This is a genomic window from Pedobacter aquae (assembly GCF_008195825.1).
GTDB lineage: Bacteria > Bacteroidota > Bacteroidia > Sphingobacteriales > Sphingobacteriaceae > Pseudopedobacter > Pseudopedobacter aquae.
This window is the reverse complement of the sequence record NZ_CP043329.1, coordinates 499,381-515,932: the sequence shown is the minus strand read 5'-3', so window position 1 is coordinate 515,932 and position 16,552 is coordinate 499,381. Positions and strand designations below refer to the sequence as shown.

The following is a 16,552-nucleotide window of genomic DNA, read 5'->3' as shown; positions in this document are numbered from 1 at the left end:
AATAATATTGCAAAAAAGCGCAATTTTTAATACTAAAAAAAACCGGATATAATTTAATACATACCCGGCTTCTATGAATTTACCTAACCGTAAGCTTTAAAGTAGAATTTTTGGTTAACGTATTTTTATTAACCACTACTACTTCCATATTAATATCTGTACCTGCACTAACATTAGGAACAGTATAATTAAGTAATAAGGAATCAGTTTTAGAAATATTTGAATATGCCTTTTGATAAAGCGTGGTAGAAACAACCTGACTTGGATTGGTACCTACCGCAGCTTTTAGCTCAATTTTGTCTATAGGGTCATCAGACCAGAATCTTAAGTCTAACCTTACATTTTGGCCAGCAGTTACATTATTATTAGCTTGTGTAGGCGTTATCCTAAGACTTGTTATAACAGGCAACTTTCCAATAATGGTAGTGTTATCTTTTAACCATTGGTCTGCATCTTTCTCACATGCAGTAAAGCATAGAGGTAATGCAAAAAGTATCATTAAATATTTAAACTTATATAATTTCATGATTTTATATTTTATTGAAACAACCATAATTTAACTGCTTGATTTGCCACCTTAGGAACGTTAGGATTCCTTCCTGGCTCGTTATCAGGATAATTACCTCTTTGTATCCATTGTGTTTCCAGTAAATTTCTGAAAGGTTTATTTAAACCTCTATAAATTGAAGTATCGTACTGGTATCTTCTCATATCTGTCCAGGTTTCTAGCTGCAAGAACAAAGCTATATACTTTTGTAACATGATATCAGAAAGTGTTAATGCTACAAAACCTTTAGAAATTAAAGGATTATTCACATATAAATCAATATTTGCTGTACTTACACCAAATTTTTGCATACTGCTTCTTATCCCATTTAAATAAGCTGTGTAAGCAGCAGACTTATCTGTGTTAAACAAGGCTTCGGCTTTAATAAATTGCCCTTCAGTATAAGTTAAAATTGGTACTGCTGATGTTGTTTTGCCATAAAAAGTATTTACTGTAATATCAGTATTTGCTAAGTTAGCACCTTGCTCATTATCCTGTGTACCAACAGGCCTGCCTATGTAGGTTGCAGCGCCACCGTTATCAACCAATAAAGGTAATCTTGGATCAAATAAACCAGGATAAACACCAGATAAATTTCCATTAAGAAGGTCAACAAAATATTTAGAAGGTCTTGCATATCTGGCAGCAGGAGTTGCCACAGAAAGAGCAGTATACCAGGGGCTATTGCGCTCTGTAGAATAAAAGAGTTGTAAGTCTGAAGCGCCTGTATTATCTGAAAATCCTCTATCTATATCGGCAACAGCTAAAGCATTATTGGCAACATTTTTCTTAGATAAATGTAAATAATACCTACCTCTTGCTGTATAAGCTGCTCTTAACCATTTAGCTATATCACCTTTATAAACTAAATCAGTAGTTCCTACTCTTGAAGTAGCAATGGTTGGAGCTGGCTGAGATAAATCGGCTATAGCCGCATCTAATAAACCTTTTAAAGTATTATAATAGATATCTTCTTGACTATCATATTTAGGGCTTAAGGTTACCGTTGGATTAAAAGCTTCTGAGTAAGGTATATCGCCCCAAATATCGGTGCTTTGCATTAAATTAAGTGCAATTAATAGCTTGCCTATTCCAGCATAATGTGGAAGATTATTACGTTCTGCTCTTGAAATTAAATCTCTAAGTGTTGGTATCGCTCTTAAATAAGCTGATTCCCATATATTATCAAAACCATACGGATTGTATGAATCTATATTTGCTGCCTGATTAGCGTTTCCGGCAAGGTAATGGACATAATAATTACCATACTGCCCAGCATTCCAGAATGAAGTTGCAGTATATTGTATACCCGATGGTAACAATCCTGCTTCTGTTACTTGCTCGCTGGTTAACCTATCCGGATCTCTATTAATATCGAGTTGTTTTTCACAAGCACTTAAGAAAAGTGCTCCAAAAATGGCAGAAAACAATATTTTTATTTTATTACTTTTCATGTGTCTGAAGTTAGAATGTAACATTTAATCCTAAATAAATATTTCTAGTTGTTGGAATTCCTGTACCTACATAACCCACAGCATTTGATGCCGCACCGTATGTACTAGACTCTGGATCAAAACCGACAAACGGTGTGGTGACCCATAAGTTATTAGCCGTAACTGATAAAGACGCCGATTTAACAAAGCCTGAATTTGGCAAAACTGACTTTGGTAAACGATATCCTAAGGACACATTTTGCAATCTTATCCAAGAACCATCTTGAAAACCATTATTTTCTGGCGCCAACCTGTACTGGAAAGCATTGTTATAAAAATTTTGATCTATGGTTACTTGTGTATCATTAGTTACATATTGTGGTGCCGTAACTGTTCCAACATTTTTAACACCATTAAAAACTACAACTGTATTTCTGATATCTGTTTCTGCACCTATACCTGTTATGTACCTCTGCCATTTAGAAATATCGTTTACAAAACCTCCTTTTCTAAAATTAAACAAGAAAGAAAAATCAAAATTTTTATAGCTAAAAGAAGAGCCTAAGCCGCCTATCCAATCTGGAAAAGCATTACCTATTAAATAGTTTTCCGATAAAGGCTGAGGCACAATAGGAAAGCCATTAGCCCCTATTAATAATTTACCATTATTTTCTCCGGTAGGGTCATCTTTAACTCTCATATATGGCCAACCATACCAATCTCCTGGTCTTCCTCCTGTTTTAATGATTTGTTTATTCCAAGGGCTCTCAGGATTAAAAGTGATTTCGTTTACACCTTCTGGCATTGATAAAACGCGACCTCTTGTTCTAGACCAATTTGCATTTAATGACCATTTAAAATCTTTTGTAGCTACTAAATTTGCACTCACTAATAACTCTAAAGAATTATTTCTTATCTCCCCAGCATTGGTTACATATAAATCAAATCCAGATGCATAACTTACTGGTACAGGCACAATTTGGTCAACACTATTGGTTATAGCGTAATTGGCGTCTAAGGTTATTTTATCTTTAAAAAATCTTAACTCGGTACCAAATTCTAAACCTTTTGTTCTTTCAGGACGTAAGCCTTCTGAACCAAAAGTAATATTCCTATTGATACCACTTACACCATTAAAAGCTTGCAAAGTTGAATAGTATATTCCTATCTGGTATGGATCTGCATCTTTACCTACTTCAGCATAAGAAGCTCTTAACTTACCAAATGATAAAAAGGAATTATCACTCATCTTTAAAGCGTCCGTAAATACAAATGCTAAACTAGCTGAAGGATAAAAGAACGAGCGATTATCTTTAGGTAAGGTAGAAGACCAATCGTTTCTAGCTGTTAAATCTAAAAATAAGTAATTCTTATAAGCCAATTTTAAATCTCCAAATACCCCTATAATATTCCTTTGCGGGTTTGAGCTACTGCTATTATAAACAACATAATTATTTATACTTTCTAAACCTGGTACCACAGCTTGTGAACCGCTTGTATTTAAACTTGAGCGTTTAATTGCTGTAAAAGAATGTCCAAGCAAAAATGTTGCAGATAAATCTTTATTAATTTGCTTTGTTGCTCTTGCTAAAAAGTTAGAATTAACTTCTGAATACCCAATTCTTTGTTCAGACATAGAGCCTAACCTAGATATCAATAAGCCAACTTCATTATATGATTTTCTAAAATCAGAGTAATGGTCTACCCCAACTTTATAATTAAAATTTAACCAACTATTAGGAGAGTAATCAATCCCGGTGTTCCCGATAATCCTATTGACTTTATCTGTTAAAAAAGAATTCTCGGCAAAATAGAAAGGATTATCAATAGCACTATTAAAAACTTTTTGCGAGCCATCAGGATTTAAATAATCAGCCGGATTAACGGTATTGGTATGACGCATTAAGTAAAATATAGCTCCAGAACTTATACCAGTTCTTGGATTAGTTCCGCCAGAATTGATATAATTTGCAGAGGCATCAAATTTCAGTTTATTAGATGCTCTGTAAGTGCCAGCCATTTTTACTGATGTTCTGCCGTATTCTGAATTTGGAGTTACCCCAGTTTGATCAAAATTTGAAAACGAAGTATAATAATTAGCCTTATCATTTCCACCACTTAAGGTAAGTGAATTTTGTAATTGATGCCCTGTTTTAAAGAATAAATCATAAGGATTGTAAACAGGTGTCCCCTCTGCTATTGGAGGTCCCCAAGTATTAACTGTACTCGCTAAAGCACCATTATTACCATTACCATATTTTGTCTGAATAGGTGGCGTGTTTGCAACATCGTCAAAACTATAAGAAGTTCTATAGCTTATTTCTGTACGCCCGCTTTTACCAGATTTAGTAGTGATAACAATTGCACCATTTGCAGCTCTTAATCCATAAAGAACAGATGCAGCCGGCCCCTTCAATATCGTCATCGACTCAATATCATCCGGATTAATATCGGCCATACGATTAGGAGTTTGAAAATTATCTGCCCCAAAATTATCTGTAGCATTAGAAACAGGAATACCGTCAATCACAAACAAAGGCTGATTATCTGCTGATGGACTTAAAGAGTTTATACCTCTTACCTGTACCCTTGTACCTGCACCAGCAGCACCACCAGAACCGGTTATCTGCACACCAACCAATTTACCTTTTAAAGCGTTTAGTGGGTTTGCTTGATTGGTAGACGTTAAATCCTGACTACTAATTTCTTGTACAGAATACCCCAAAGACCTTTTGTTTTGCTTTACGCCTAAAGCAGTAACTACCACTTCGCTTAAAGCCTTATTATCTTGCTTTAAACTAATATTGATACTTACTTGGTTGTTGATAACGATTTCTTGGCTTACATAACCTAAATAAGAAATAACCAACACATCGTTGGCTTTTACTCTTAATGTAAATTTTCCATCTGCATTTGTTTGTGTTCCTTGCCCCGAGCTTTTAACCTGAACAGCAACACCTGGCAGAGTTAAGTTATCCTCTGAAGATGTAACCGTTCCAGATATTGTTCTCTCCTGAGCAAATATGTTTTGCGTCATAAAGAGAAGCCCAATAAGAAACGTAAGTAGGCTTTTTTTCATACCAATTTAATTTAAGTGAAACATTAGTTTTGCGTTATTATACTGACTTTTACAGGTGTTTATTTATAAATATGCTAATTATTGCATAAAAACGCAAATATTTATAAATATATTTTTAAAAAAAACGCAAAAACCCGTAAAAAACATGTTTTTTACGGGTTTCCCTTAAATCGTTATGTCCTTAATCTTTAAAACTTCAAATGCTTCACAGTTAAACCGTTATTACTTAGTTGTTTTAAAGAATCTATACCTATTTTTAAATGAGATTCTACATGTTTGGCGGCAGTTTGTGAGGCATCTGCTTCTGCGGTTTTAACACCCTCAGGTATCATGGGTTGGTCTGATACCAGCAAAATAGCACCTGTTGGAATTTTATTGGCAAAGCCTGTTGTAAAAACAGTTGCTGTTTCCATATCTATAGCCATAGCCCTTAAGCTTTTAAGGTATTTTTTAAACTCCCTGTCATGCTCCCAAACTCTTCTGTTGGTGGTATAAACTGTACCTGTCCAATAATCCCTTGAGTGATCTCTTATGGTAGTTGATATAGCTTTTTGTAAAGCGAAGGCAGGTAAAGCCGGTACTTCTGCTGGTAAATAATCATTAGAAGTTCCCTCGCCTCTTATTGCTGCAATGGGGAGTATTAAATCACCAATTTGATTTTTCTTTTTTAATCCTCCGCATTTCCCTAAGAAAACTACGGCTTTAGGTTTAATGGCTGTTAACAAATCCATCATGGTAGCTGCTAATGCACTGCCCATACCGAAATTGATGATGGTAATACCATCAGCGGTGACGCTTTGCATAGGTTTATCTAAACCAAAAATAGGCGCTCCATTATGCCATTCTGAAAATAGCTGCACATATTTAGAGAAATTGGTTAAAATGATATAATCTCCAAATTCATCTAATGCTCTTCCTGTATAGCGTGGCAACCAGTTTTTTACAATATCATCTTTAGATTTCAATCCAACTTTTACCGGACTGTTAACTTCATTTTTAGGTACTTTTACCGTCTTCTTTTTTACGTCTTTCTCTTCATTCATAAATTTCTTATTTAAGTATAACCATGGTTGATAACAAAAACGCCCCGTCATTTATATCCGGGGCGTTTCATTTATGCAACTTTTAATTTTTTGAGATCTGATTTTTCGAATTTCTCCCGGGCATAATCAATATCTATCAGCAAAGTTTTAGACTTCTGCTTCTGCGATGGTATCTCAAACATCGCATCTATCATGATGGCTTCACAAATAGACCTTAAACCGCGAGCTCCTAGTTTAAACTCTAGGGCTTTATCTACAATAAATTCACAAACATCTTTAGTGAACTCTAAACTGATATCTTCATACTCAAACAGCTTCTTATACTGCTTAACTAATGAATTTTTAGGCTCTGTTAAGATGTTTAATAAAGTTTCTCTATCTAAAGGATTGAGGTAAGTTAATACAGGTACACGACCAATTAACTCTGGTATCATCCCGAAAGATTTTAAATCTTGCGGCGTAATGTATTTATACAGATTTTCTAAATCTACCTCACCATCTTCAGCTTTAATTTTATAACCTACTGTTTGTGTTCTTAAACGGTTAGCTATTTTCTTTTCAATACCATCAAAAGCGCCTCCGCAAATAAATAAGATGTTATTGGTATTTACAGGAATCATTTTTTGATCTGGATGCTTACGTCCGCCTTGTGGAGGTACGTTTACAATAGTACCTTCAAGTATTTTTAATAGGGCTTGTTGTACACCCTCGCCAGAAACATCTCTAGTGATAGATGGATTATCACTTTTACGAGCTACTTTATCTACCTCATCAATATATACAATACCTCTTTCTGCCGCAGCTACATCATAATCTGCCGCTTGCAATAAACGGGTTAATATACTTTCCACATCTTCACCAACATAACCTGCTTCGGTTAAAACAGTAGCATCACAAATACAAAAAGGTACATTTAAAATTTTGGCGATGGTTTTAGCTAATAAGGTTTTACCTGTACCTGTTTCGCCTACCATCATGATGTTTGATTTTTCAATCTCTATTTCATCTTTACCAATCTTTTGGTTTAGCCTTTTGTAATGGTTATAAACCGCAACGGCCAATACTTTTTTAGCGCTATCTTGCCCTATTACATATTGGTCTATATGGTTTTTTATTTCTTGTGGTTTTAATAAAGTAAGCGTGGCATGTGCATTTTTACCTTTCCTTAAGGCAAATTCTTCTGCCAGAATATCATTAGCCTGTGCTACACATTTATCGCAAATGTGCGCATCCAATCCGGCAATAAGCATTAAAGAATCTTGCTTACCAGCGCCACAGAAAGAGCATTTGATATCTTTTTGATTTTTACTCATTATTGTTTGTTTGAATTTACGCTTAACACCTCATCAATCATTCCAAATTCTTTAGCTTCATCTGCTTTCATCCAGTAATCGCGGTCTGATGCTTTCTCTACCCACTCATAAGATTGGCCAGAATGTTTAGAAATGATATCATAAAGTTCTTTTTTCAACTTCAGCATTTCTCTTAAATTAATCTCCATATCTGAAGCAACACCTTGTGCACCGCCTGATGGTTGGTGAATCATGATACGGGCATGTGGCAAAGCTGCTCTTTTACCTTTTGCACCAGCACACATTAACACCGCACCCATAGAAGCCGCCATACCGGTACAAATGGTTGCTACATCTGGAGATATAAACTGCATGGTATCATAAATACCCAAACCAGCGTATACAGAGCCTCCTGGCGAGTTGATATATATCTGGATATCACGTTTAGCATCTGTAGATTGTAAAAACAATAACTGTGCTTGAATGATATTTGCATTCTGGTCATATACGGCATCGCCCAAGAAAATGATACGGTCCATCATTAATCTTGAAAAAACATCCATCTGAGCTACATTTAACTGACGCTCTTCTATGATATAAGGGGTCATTGATTTTGGCATCATGATACCTTCCACATTATTGATGTACTTATCTACATGCATACCACCTATTCTGTGGTGCTTAACGGCATATTTACGGAACTCGTTTTTATCTATACTCATAACCTATTTATTTTTGATTTTAAGAAATTCTAATTCGTTTTCAAGGATTTTAAACTACGACAAGTTATTTAAAACTTCTAAAAGAAAAAGAATATCAGCATCAATTATATGTAATATTTATTTAAATGTAAAAGAATAAAATTTCTTTAGGTATTAGAAATTTACACTATACCTCTAACAACTCTTAGCTAAGAAAGTTTATTATCTATACATGTCTTTTTATAAATACAAAAAGCAGCTCTTTTGAAGCTGCTTTTTGTATGAGATAGCTTTTTAATTAAGCTAATTCCTGAAATTTCACGTAGTCAATTTCTTTTTTGTCTAAAGTGATAACAGTTTTTAAGAAATCAAATACTTTTTGAGCTTTTACTTCATCAAAAATACGATTAGCATTTTCTTTGGTTTGTAAAAACTGAACTGCGTATTGACTTAATTGTTCTTCTGTTAAAGCTTGAGGGCTGTACATTCTAAACTGCGCATCTAAACGTTGCTTTGCAGTTTCTAAAACATCCTCATATTTAATTTCGATGCTATTATCTTTGATGATTTTGTTTTCTACTAAAGTCCATCTAAGGTTTTTAGCGAAATCATCATAACCTTTATCTAATTCTTCGTCTGATAATTCTTTGTTGGTCATTTTTAACCATCTTTTCAAGAAATCATCAGGTAATTGCATATCTGCTTTAGAAGCGCCGTATTGGTATAAATCTGCTGCTAACTTACGGTCTGCATCTTGAGCCATCATAGCTTCAATTTCTTCTGTAATTTTCGTTACAAATTCTGCTTCCGTGGTTACGGTACCCTCACCAAATAATTTATCAAAAAACTCCTGATTTAAATCGGCTTCTTCTAATCTGTTGATGTTTTTTACCGTTAATTTAAATTTAGTTTGAGGGATGATTGGGTTCTCCTCATCTAATTTTAAGATTTTAACGATTTGTGTATTGTCATTAACTGCATTTACCAAATCAAAAGTTTCAACAACATCGCCATTTTTCAAGCCGATAAGTGACTTTTGAACTTTTTCATCGCTTACAATCTCTAATCTTAAAGAAGAAGTAACATTGATACCACCTTCTAAAATTTCGTTATGTTGGTCTAACTGTACAAACTCGCCAAAAATAACATCGCCTGCTTCTACAACTTCAGGATTAGTCATTTTACCATAACTTCTTCTGATGTTTTTGATACGAGCATCTAAAGTTTCTTGATCTGCTTTTACAACGTATTGAGTTAATTTGTCTTTTGAAGTAAACTCAACCGTAATTTCTGGCGCTAAACCTAGTTCGTAGTTGAATACAAACTCATCGTTAAAATCCCAATTAAATTGGCTGTCATCTTCTTTTGGAAGAGGCTGACCTAAGATTTCGATGTTATTTTGTTGTAGGTAGTTATTTACAGTATCAGAAAGCAAATTATTGATTTCATCCACTAAGATACTTTTACCATACATTTTTTTGATATGTGAAGGAGGAACCATTCCTGGACGAAATCCTGGAATTTTAGCTTTTTTAGCCTGTTCTTTGATGGCTTTATTTACTTTCTCCTGGTAATCATCAGGACTGATTTTTACGGTTACCACTGCATTAAGATCACCGGTCTTTTCCTGTGTAATGTTCATTTCTGAGTATTTTTTAAATGATACGACTCTATACAAAAATCCCTCTCAATTTCTTGAAAGGGATTGGTTTGTGCGGAAGAAGGGACTCGAACCCCCACGCCGTGAAGCGCCAGATCCTAAGTCTGGTGCGGCTACCAATTACGCCACTTCCGCATTTAGGATTTTATTCTCCAAAAGGCTTTAACGTTTTGGGACTGCAAAGATATAATTTGTCTTATTTAAATCAAATGCTTTTCTAATTTTTTTTAATTTTTAAGCGATATGCCTGAGATTAACCCGTTAAACGTTTCTACATCAATAGGTTGCAAAACATTAAGCTTTTAAAGATTTATAATTTCCATCTTAAGCCGGTGAAAATATCTAGTCTGGTTAGGCTTTCGTAATTACCTTCTTCTAGTTCAATAGTTTGAGTCATATTGCCTACTTGCCTTTCTAACTTTCTAAGTGTACCGCCAACTAATCCAATACCTAAACCCAAAGAAAGATTTTTTGTAAGATAAAAATCTGCGCTTATATCGGCATTTAGACCAATTGTACCTCCTTTTATGTTTACATCAGTATTATTTAGGTTACCATTATCTCTATAATCTAAATAACCCAAACCAAAGCCTGTTACCAACTCTGTTTTTCTATTTTTAGAATAGTATCGGCTATAAAGTACCGGACCAAAAAATTGTGTAGTAATATTATCTTCTAAGTATTGAAGAGAAGGTCCAAAACCTGATCCATCATCATAGAAAATTCTACCTTCATTACTAGAGGTAAAATTGATGTATTTGAAGCCTAAACCAATTTGCTCTTTCCAAAAGTAACTCGCATCTACACTAAAATGAGCTCCAGATTTAAGATCTCTTACATAGTCTTTAGATTCTGCGGGTACTTGTTCGCTAATTTTAGCCAATAAAAAACTTAAACCTCCGCTTACACCTAACCTAAATTTAGAAAAACTTGGCGCAGCTGGTTTTGCAACACTGTCTTTCTTTAAACTATCAGTTGTTTTAGCCATAGGTGGCTTAGGTGATAAACCTGTTGTTGTTTGTGCTTTTAAAATAGTAGCACTAGCAATAATCATTGCAATAAGTAAATTTTTCTTCATAAATATGATGTTTATTAATTTTTGGATGCGAAGATATTTATTTTGATGATACAAGAAAAATATAAACTTTAACCTAGATAAAGCTTATGCTCTTGTGTAAAGCTTTAAAATAATTTGCCGATAATAACAACCTACTCCCATACCAACTGAACATTTCACCATCGGCCAAAGCAATAAAAGCTTTTGGAAAGTGTTGCTTTAAGGCTTCTACATGTTGTTGTTTAAAGGGATAAGGCTCTGTAGAAAGCAAAATAACTTGCGGTTGTAATTGCTGTAAAGTTTCTATATCTATTTCGGGGTATCGACTTTCTGACAATACATTCTCAAAACCGCAGTAAGTTAACATATCATCAATAAAAGTATGCTTTCCGGCTAACATAAAGGGCTCTTTCCAGATAAAATAAGCTGCTTTTAATGGTTTTGATGAAGGTATTAAATTATCAAAATTAGCTTTGATAGTATCAGCAATTTGAATTGCTTTGGTTTTGATTGCGACAAGCTCCCCTACTTGCTTGATCATCTTTAAAGCCTCTGTTAAGGTATTGATATCGCTTATCCAAACTGGGAATTCTTGAGCCAACACTTCTATTTGCTCTTGCTGATTTTCTTCCTTGTTAGCGATGATTAAATCGGGATTTAAAGCTCTTATTTTATCTATGCTGAGGGTTTTAGTACCTCCTATTTTAACCTTCTTTTTGAACTGTTCTTTAGGATGAATACAAAACTTGGTGATGCCAACAACTTCTTCATCCAAACCTAAATCAAATAACAACTCTGTTTGTGATGGGACTAAAGAAATAATTCTTTGAGGTGGATAATTTATATGAATTGTTCTACCTAATTGGTCTGTAAATGTTTTGTTTTGCATACTTTTACTTACAAATTTAAACTTCTTAACATGTTAAATGGCAAAAATCATTCTTACAATTTTCATCATGTGATTTTAGCTTGTTTATACATTTCTACACTTACTTATATCGCTTATTTAATACCTAATAGAACTTCTTTTACACCTCTCATACTTTGTTTAGGCGCTTGTTTTATTTTTTATGGATTAATCATTCATGATAAAACATCCACAAACTATAACAAGAACAACCTTTTTTTAAGTATTTTATTAAGAGGCGTGTTACTCTTTAGCTTCCCGATATTAAGTGATGATGTTTACCGTTTTATCTGGGATGGGCAATTAATACATCAAGGCATTAACCCGTTTGGGAATAAACCTTCTGATTTTATAGAAAACCCTGCTCCTTGGGTAGATCTATTCTTGTTTACCAAGATGAATTCTCCAGATTATTTTTCGGTTTATCCGCCCGTAAATCAGCTAGCTTTTTATTTGAGTGCGATACCTGGCAAAGAGCATTTATTAAGCTCAGTTATTATTTTAAGAAGTTTTATACTCTTGTTTGATATTGGAAATATTATCCTCATTAAAAAACTTTTAAAACACTATCAAAAAGATGAACGATTGGTTTTCTTATACGCCTTAAACCCTTTAGTGATTATAGAATTTACCGGAAACCTGCATTTTGAGGCAGTTATGATATTTTTCACCCTTTTATTTATTTGGATGCTTCTAAAAAACAGATGGATTTTAGCTTCCGTATCTTTAGCGCTTGCTGTTTGCAGTAAACTTTTACCCATCATCTTTTTACCCTTGCTGATTAAAAATATAGGCTTTAAAAAAGCTGTTTTCATGAGCTTTATCACAGGCTTTATTTGTTTACTACTATTCTTGCCTTTTATACATTCAGAAAAATTATTGATGAATTTTAAAGGGAGTCTGAATCTTTATTATGGAAAATTTGAGTTTAATGGGAGCTTTTATCAATTATTTAGAACTATAGGATGGGAAATTTACAACTATAACCCCATTGCCAAAATCAGTAAGTTACTTATTGCCCTTACTTTGGCGGGCTTTATTATCACTTATATTAAAAGTAAAAACTTATTTGAGGGTATTTTCTGGCTCATTTTTATTTATAATATTTTTGGAGCTATTGTACATCCTTGGTATATCTTATTTTTGGTTGCGTTGAGCCCTTTTATAAAATGGCGCTTTGGTATAGTTTGGAGTTTTCTGATTTGCCTAAGCTATTATACTTACAGCACTCAACCTTATCAAGAAAGTATGGTTTTAGTGATGGTAGAGTATGGTTTGTTGATGGCTTTTTTGATTTATGAGGTTTGGGGTTTATCAAAAACGCAAAAATTAAAAACAACTCTATAAAACTAATTTAGCTGGATCTTGGCGTGTATCCCAAAACACCAAAAGTTCTACATTATTTGCTTTAATTCTATAAAATAAACTTACTTGTTTCACAAGCACACATTTATGTATACCCCCTTCTTTAGAATAAGGAAAAAGCAAAGGGTTTCTTGAAATATGCTCTAATACTTCTTCTGTACGATTAAAAAAGGCTTCAATCTCCTTTATTGTCCAATGATGTTCTAATTATTCTAGAATATTATAATAACTACTTTTCGCAACAGGAGACCAAATGATTGGATAATATTCCATATTATCTGTTTAAAAAGCGACTCTTCAGTTCGTCCATTACTTGATGGCTAGGAATGCCCTTACCATGATCATGTTCTAATTGAGATTGATGAATTGCTTTTTTTACTTCTGAAGGAATCTCACTCCAAAAGTCACTCTCTGATAAACCTATTAAAGATTGTATCTCATTCAATAAAGCTTCATCATTACTAGTGATAATTTTCTCTACTATTTTATATTTTAATGAAATATCCATCTTTAATAATTTATACTAAATCTAAAAAAAATTGTTGAATCCAGGATAATTTACACCTATATTTCTAACGTTTTCTTATTTTAATGAGTATTTAAGAACCTAATTCTATAATTCTATCAAACTCATTTTGCTTGAGTGGCATTACAGACAATCTACCTTGTCTTACTAAAGAAATATCTTTTAAAAACAGATCGTTTTTGATGGTTTCTAGTGTAACCGGATTTTTTAAGGTTTCTACCGGAGCTAAATCTACCACTACCCAATTGGTATCTTCAGTTGTAGGGTCTTGATAAAATTCTTTTACCACCTTAGCAATACCTACCACATGTTTACCTTCATTACTATGATAAAACATCACTAAATCGCCTTCTTTCATGGCTTTTAGATTATTTCTGGCTTGGTAATTACGCACACCATCCCAAAAAGTTCTACCATCTTTATTAAACTGCTCCCAGCTGTATTTAAATGGCTCTGATTTAACTAACCAATAATTCATTTTTTACGTATTTATACTTAATTAACAAGATTGAAATTAATAAAAGGGATTTTATTACTAAAACTTAATAACCCTATCTCAATGCAATATCTTCCACACCAATTCTCGCATTAAATCGCCGTGTTCTGTATTACCAGTAGATTCTACCCCTTTAGATTTTAAATCGTATTCTCTTAATAAAGAAATCACCTGAAATGTTTTTCCTAAACTATAATTACGGGCTGCTAAATCGTAATCTTTTACAAAGTAAGGATTTACACCTAGTTCTTTAGCCAATTGTGATTTATCTTTAACATAATGGTACTTCAATATCTTGGTAAACCAGGTATTTAAATTACCCATTACCAATACAATAGGGTTCGATTTTGGATTAGCCTCAAAATAATTAATAATCTGATTGGCTTTTAAAGCATCTTTTCTGGCTAAAGCATTTTGCAGCTCAAAAACATTAAATTCTTTACTGATACCAATATTATCCTGAACTTCTTTGGTGGTGATTTCTTGTCCTTGCGGCACATTCAGCATCAATTTCTCTAGCTCATTGGCAATTTTACTTAAATCGTTACCCAAATATTCTGCTAAAAGTGCTGATGCTTTGGGGTTAATATGATATTTTTTAGTTTTGATGAAATCCTCTATCCATGCAGGAACTTTATTCTCGTAAATGGTATTTGATTCAAAAACTAGCCCTGTTTTCTCTAAAACTTTATAAACTTTCTTACGCTTATCAAACTTCCCATATTTATGACAAAGCACTAAAATGGTACTAGTCAGCGGTTTTTCGCAATAAGCCTGAAACTGATCAGCAGCTTTATCCAATTTCAATTCTTGAGCTTCTTTCACCAACACCAATTGGTAATCGCTCATCATAGGGTAACGCTTCGCGGCATTTATCACCTGTATAGCTTCGGTATCTTTACCATATAAAATGGTTTGGTTAAAGCCTTTTTCGGCATCAGACAAGACATACTGTTCAAGCGCATCGGCAATTAAATCTATATAATAACTTTCTTCGCCATGCAACAAGTAAATAGGTTTTAGCTTTCTCGCCTTAATATCTTTGATGATTTCTTCTGCCGTCATGATGAACGAAATTAGCTATAATCATCAAAATAATTCAGCATATTTAAAATTCGTTCTAATTTAGCAGCATGTTTAAACCAGTACCTTTAAACCTTCCGCCTTACCCTTTTAAGCTTACGCAAAAAGAAGAGCAGCTTTTTATTTATGATGAGCTGAGGAAAAAGCAATTGGTTTTAACACCAGAAGAATGGGTTAGGCAGCATTTTGTGCAATATCTCATCATCCAAAAAAAATATCCAAAAGGCTTAATCAAACTAGAAGGTGGTTTAAACTTACATCAACTAAAAAAACGTACCGATATTGTTGTTTTTGATAAAGATGGTAAAGCCGATGTTTTGGTAGAATGTAAGGCTACGCATGTAAAAATAAATCAGGATGTTTTTGACCAAGCTGCTAGATATAACATGATTCATCAGGTGAATTATTTGGTGGTTACCAATGGTATTACACATGCTTATTGTAGGATGGATTACGTGAACCAGACTTATCAGTTTTTGGAAGAACTGCCTTTATACATAAATAAATAATGATTTATTCCGTTTGAAATGATTTTTATAGGTGATGATAACCTTTTATAGAATCACTCCGTATAAACGTATAATTAAACAATAAATCATGAGTGATAAAATTTACATCAAATGTAAGGAAACTAAACTTTCTAAGCATCAAATTTTAATCTATCTCACGACGCTCAACATTGGTATCATTACCAGCTTATTATTTTTCAACCAAGTGCTGATAAAAGATTTATTCTCTTATTTGGTGTATACCATCAGCCCTATTGTTACCTTATTGGTGTTTCACCTCTATTACATTTTCAAGATTGAGGAGAACCAGTTTATCCTTATTACAGATGAATTTCTGCTGATCAAAGATAACTCAGGTACCGAGCAACAGGATTTGAAGTTGTCTTTTACATCTTTAAAAGGATTTGAAACCCGCTTTAACGCCGTTATTTTTCACCATCAAAACGGAGAAACCTATCGCGTTGGTTTAGACAATGTGAGGTGCGATACGAAGCGTTGGGAAATCAAAGAATTTTTAAGAAATCATATAGAAGAACTAAAACCTGCTAACCATATAGATGGGTTGTTGGTTGGTTAGTTTGTTAGGTGGTTAGTTTGTTAGGTGGTTAGTTTGTTAGGTGGTTAGTTTGTTAGGTGGTTAGTTTGTTAGGTGGTTAGGGAGTAGTTCATTAGATATTGGTTCATTAGGTGATTAGGTCGTTGCGATGAGGAACGAAGAAGCAATCTCTTTATTAAATCAGTTGCCAGTTGACAGTTGCGAGTTTTCAGTTCTGGATGTCTATTTTAAGCGTTTTTAAAGGTTTTTGATTTTTGAATTTTTCCTTTTGAATTTTAAATCAGTTACCAGTTCTGAG

Annotated in this window: 15 protein-coding genes and 1 tRNA gene; 3 read left to right on the top strand and 13 right to left on the bottom strand. The window is 33.7% G+C overall.

Annotation, left to right across the window (positions count from 1 at the left end):
- Positions 1 to 79: 79 nt before the first annotated feature.
- From FYC62_RS02375 to FYC62_RS02330, 10 genes are all read right to left on the bottom strand, one after another.
- On the bottom strand, positions 80 to 526 hold the full coding sequence (locus tag FYC62_RS02375; RefSeq protein ID WP_149073767.1) for a hypothetical protein: 447 nt from the start codon (positions 524 to 526) through the stop codon (positions 80 to 82).
- An 11-nt stretch (positions 527 to 537) separates the two neighbouring features.
- Positions 538 to 2,001 carry a SusD/RagB family nutrient-binding outer membrane lipoprotein gene (locus FYC62_RS02370; RefSeq protein WP_149073766.1) on the bottom strand — a complete coding sequence of 488 codons (1,464 nt, stop codon included), beginning with the start codon at positions 1,999 to 2,001 and terminating at the stop codon, positions 538 to 540.
- Positions 2,002 to 2,011: 10 nt separating this feature from the next.
- Positions 2,012 to 5,059: a SusC/RagA family TonB-linked outer membrane protein gene (locus tag FYC62_RS02365; RefSeq protein WP_149073765.1), complete on the bottom strand. Its 3,048-nt coding sequence runs from the start codon at positions 5,057 to 5,059 to the stop codon at positions 2,012 to 2,014.
- Between the two features lie 188 nt (positions 5,060 to 5,247).
- Positions 5,248 to 6,102 (bottom strand): AMP nucleosidase, encoded by an 855-nt coding sequence (locus tag FYC62_RS02360; RefSeq protein WP_149073764.1) that lies wholly within the window; start codon positions 6,100 to 6,102, stop codon positions 5,248 to 5,250.
- Between the two features lie 71 nt (positions 6,103 to 6,173).
- Positions 6,174 to 7,415, bottom strand: coding sequence for an ATP-dependent Clp protease ATP-binding subunit ClpX (gene clpX, locus FYC62_RS02355; RefSeq protein WP_039449420.1), 1,242 nt, complete (start codon positions 7,413 to 7,415; stop codon positions 6,174 to 6,176).
- Positions 7,415 to 8,116 (bottom strand): ATP-dependent Clp protease proteolytic subunit, encoded by a 702-nt coding sequence (locus FYC62_RS02350; protein ID WP_039449423.1) that lies wholly within the window; start codon positions 8,114 to 8,116, stop codon positions 7,415 to 7,417. The genes clpX and FYC62_RS02350 overlap by 1 nt, the downstream gene beginning before the upstream one ends.
- A gap of 277 nt (positions 8,117 to 8,393) precedes the next feature.
- Positions 8,394 to 9,737: a trigger factor gene (gene tig / locus FYC62_RS02345; RefSeq protein WP_149073763.1), complete on the bottom strand. Its 1,344-nt coding sequence runs from the start codon at positions 9,735 to 9,737 to the stop codon at positions 8,394 to 8,396.
- A 71-nt stretch (positions 9,738 to 9,808) separates the two neighbouring features.
- A tRNA-Leu gene (locus FYC62_RS02340) sits at positions 9,809 to 9,890 on the bottom strand.
- A gap of 175 nt (positions 9,891 to 10,065) precedes the next feature.
- Positions 10,066 to 10,833: a hypothetical protein gene (locus tag FYC62_RS02335; RefSeq protein ID WP_149073762.1), complete on the bottom strand. Its 768-nt coding sequence runs from the start codon at positions 10,831 to 10,833 to the stop codon at positions 10,066 to 10,068.
- A 73-nt stretch (positions 10,834 to 10,906) separates the two neighbouring features.
- The gene (locus FYC62_RS02330) at positions 10,907 to 11,701 is read right to left on the bottom strand and encodes an ABC transporter substrate-binding protein (protein ID WP_149073761.1); all 795 of its coding nucleotides are present in this window, start codon (positions 11,699 to 11,701) and stop codon (positions 10,907 to 10,909) included.
- 30 nt (positions 11,702 to 11,731) lie between these two features.
- On the opposite strand from FYC62_RS02330, the gene FYC62_RS02325 reads away from it, so the two are divergent.
- A complete protein-coding gene (locus FYC62_RS02325; protein ID WP_149073760.1) occupies positions 11,732 to 13,066 on the top strand; it encodes a glycosyltransferase 87 family protein in 1,335 nt (444 codons plus the stop codon).
- Positions 13,067 to 13,358: 292 nt separating this feature from the next.
- On the opposite strand, the gene FYC62_RS02320 is transcribed toward FYC62_RS02325, so the two are convergent.
- From FYC62_RS02320 to holA, 3 genes are all read right to left on the bottom strand, one after another.
- Entirely contained in the window at positions 13,359 to 13,592 is a 234-nt protein-coding gene (locus tag FYC62_RS02320; protein ID WP_149073759.1) for a hypothetical protein, read from the bottom strand.
- 91 nt (positions 13,593 to 13,683) lie between these two features.
- Positions 13,684 to 14,088 (bottom strand): EVE domain-containing protein, encoded by a 405-nt coding sequence (locus FYC62_RS02315; RefSeq protein ID WP_149073758.1) that lies wholly within the window; start codon positions 14,086 to 14,088, stop codon positions 13,684 to 13,686.
- A 78-nt stretch (positions 14,089 to 14,166) separates the two neighbouring features.
- The gene (holA, locus tag FYC62_RS02310; protein ID WP_149073757.1) at positions 14,167 to 15,171 is read right to left on the bottom strand and encodes a DNA polymerase III subunit delta; all 1,005 of its coding nucleotides are present in this window, start codon (positions 15,169 to 15,171) and stop codon (positions 14,167 to 14,169) included.
- A gap of 68 nt (positions 15,172 to 15,239) precedes the next feature.
- On the opposite strand from holA, the gene FYC62_RS02305 reads away from it, so the two are divergent.
- A complete protein-coding gene (locus FYC62_RS02305) occupies positions 15,240 to 15,698 on the top strand; it encodes a type I restriction enzyme HsdR N-terminal domain-containing protein (protein WP_149073756.1) in 459 nt (152 codons plus the stop codon).
- A gap of 88 nt (positions 15,699 to 15,786) precedes the next feature.
- Positions 15,787 to 16,275 (top strand): hypothetical protein, encoded by a 489-nt coding sequence (locus FYC62_RS02300; RefSeq protein ID WP_149073755.1) that lies wholly within the window; start codon positions 15,787 to 15,789, stop codon positions 16,273 to 16,275.
- Positions 16,276 to 16,552 lie beyond the last annotated feature (277 nt).

Excerpts from the sequence above, each read along its gene's own strand:
- FYC62_RS02375 (WP_149073767.1), bottom strand. The coding sequence starts at position 526 with ATGAAATTATATAAGTTTAAATATTTAATGATACTTTTTGCATTACCT.
- FYC62_RS02370 (WP_149073766.1), bottom strand. The coding sequence starts at position 2,001 with ATGAAAAGTAATAAAATAAAAATATTGTTTTCTGCCATTTTTGGAGCA.
- FYC62_RS02365 (WP_149073765.1), bottom strand. The coding sequence starts at position 5,059 with ATGAAAAAAAGCCTACTTACGTTTCTTATTGGGCTTCTCTTTATGACG.
- FYC62_RS02360 (WP_149073764.1), bottom strand. The coding sequence starts at position 6,102 with ATGAATGAAGAGAAAGACGTAAAAAAGAAGACGGTAAAAGTACCTAAA.
- clpX (WP_039449420.1), bottom strand. The coding sequence starts at position 7,415 with ATGAGTAAAAATCAAAAAGATATCAAATGCTCTTTCTGTGGCGCTGGT.
- FYC62_RS02350 (WP_039449423.1), bottom strand. The coding sequence starts at position 8,116 with ATGAGTATAGATAAAAACGAGTTCCGTAAATATGCCGTTAAGCACCAC.
- tig (WP_149073763.1), bottom strand. The coding sequence starts at position 9,737 with ATGAACATTACACAGGAAAAGACCGGTGATCTTAATGCAGTGGTAACC.
- FYC62_RS02335 (WP_149073762.1), bottom strand. The coding sequence starts at position 10,833 with ATGAAGAAAAATTTACTTATTGCAATGATTATTGCTAGTGCTACTATT.
- FYC62_RS02330 (WP_149073761.1), bottom strand. The coding sequence starts at position 11,701 with ATGCAAAACAAAACATTTACAGACCAATTAGGTAGAACAATTCATATA.
- FYC62_RS02325 (WP_149073760.1), top strand. The coding sequence starts at position 11,732 with ATGTTAAATGGCAAAAATCATTCTTACAATTTTCATCATGTGATTTTA.
- FYC62_RS02320 (WP_149073759.1), bottom strand. The coding sequence starts at position 13,592 with ATGGATATTTCATTAAAATATAAAATAGTAGAGAAAATTATCACTAGT.
- FYC62_RS02315 (WP_149073758.1), bottom strand. The coding sequence starts at position 14,088 with ATGAATTATTGGTTAGTTAAATCAGAGCCATTTAAATACAGCTGGGAG.
- holA (WP_149073757.1), bottom strand. The coding sequence starts at position 15,171 with ATGACGGCAGAAGAAATCATCAAAGATATTAAGGCGAGAAAGCTAAAA.
- FYC62_RS02305 (WP_149073756.1), top strand. The coding sequence starts at position 15,240 with ATGTTTAAACCAGTACCTTTAAACCTTCCGCCTTACCCTTTTAAGCTT.
- FYC62_RS02300 (WP_149073755.1), top strand. The coding sequence starts at position 15,787 with ATGAGTGATAAAATTTACATCAAATGTAAGGAAACTAAACTTTCTAAG.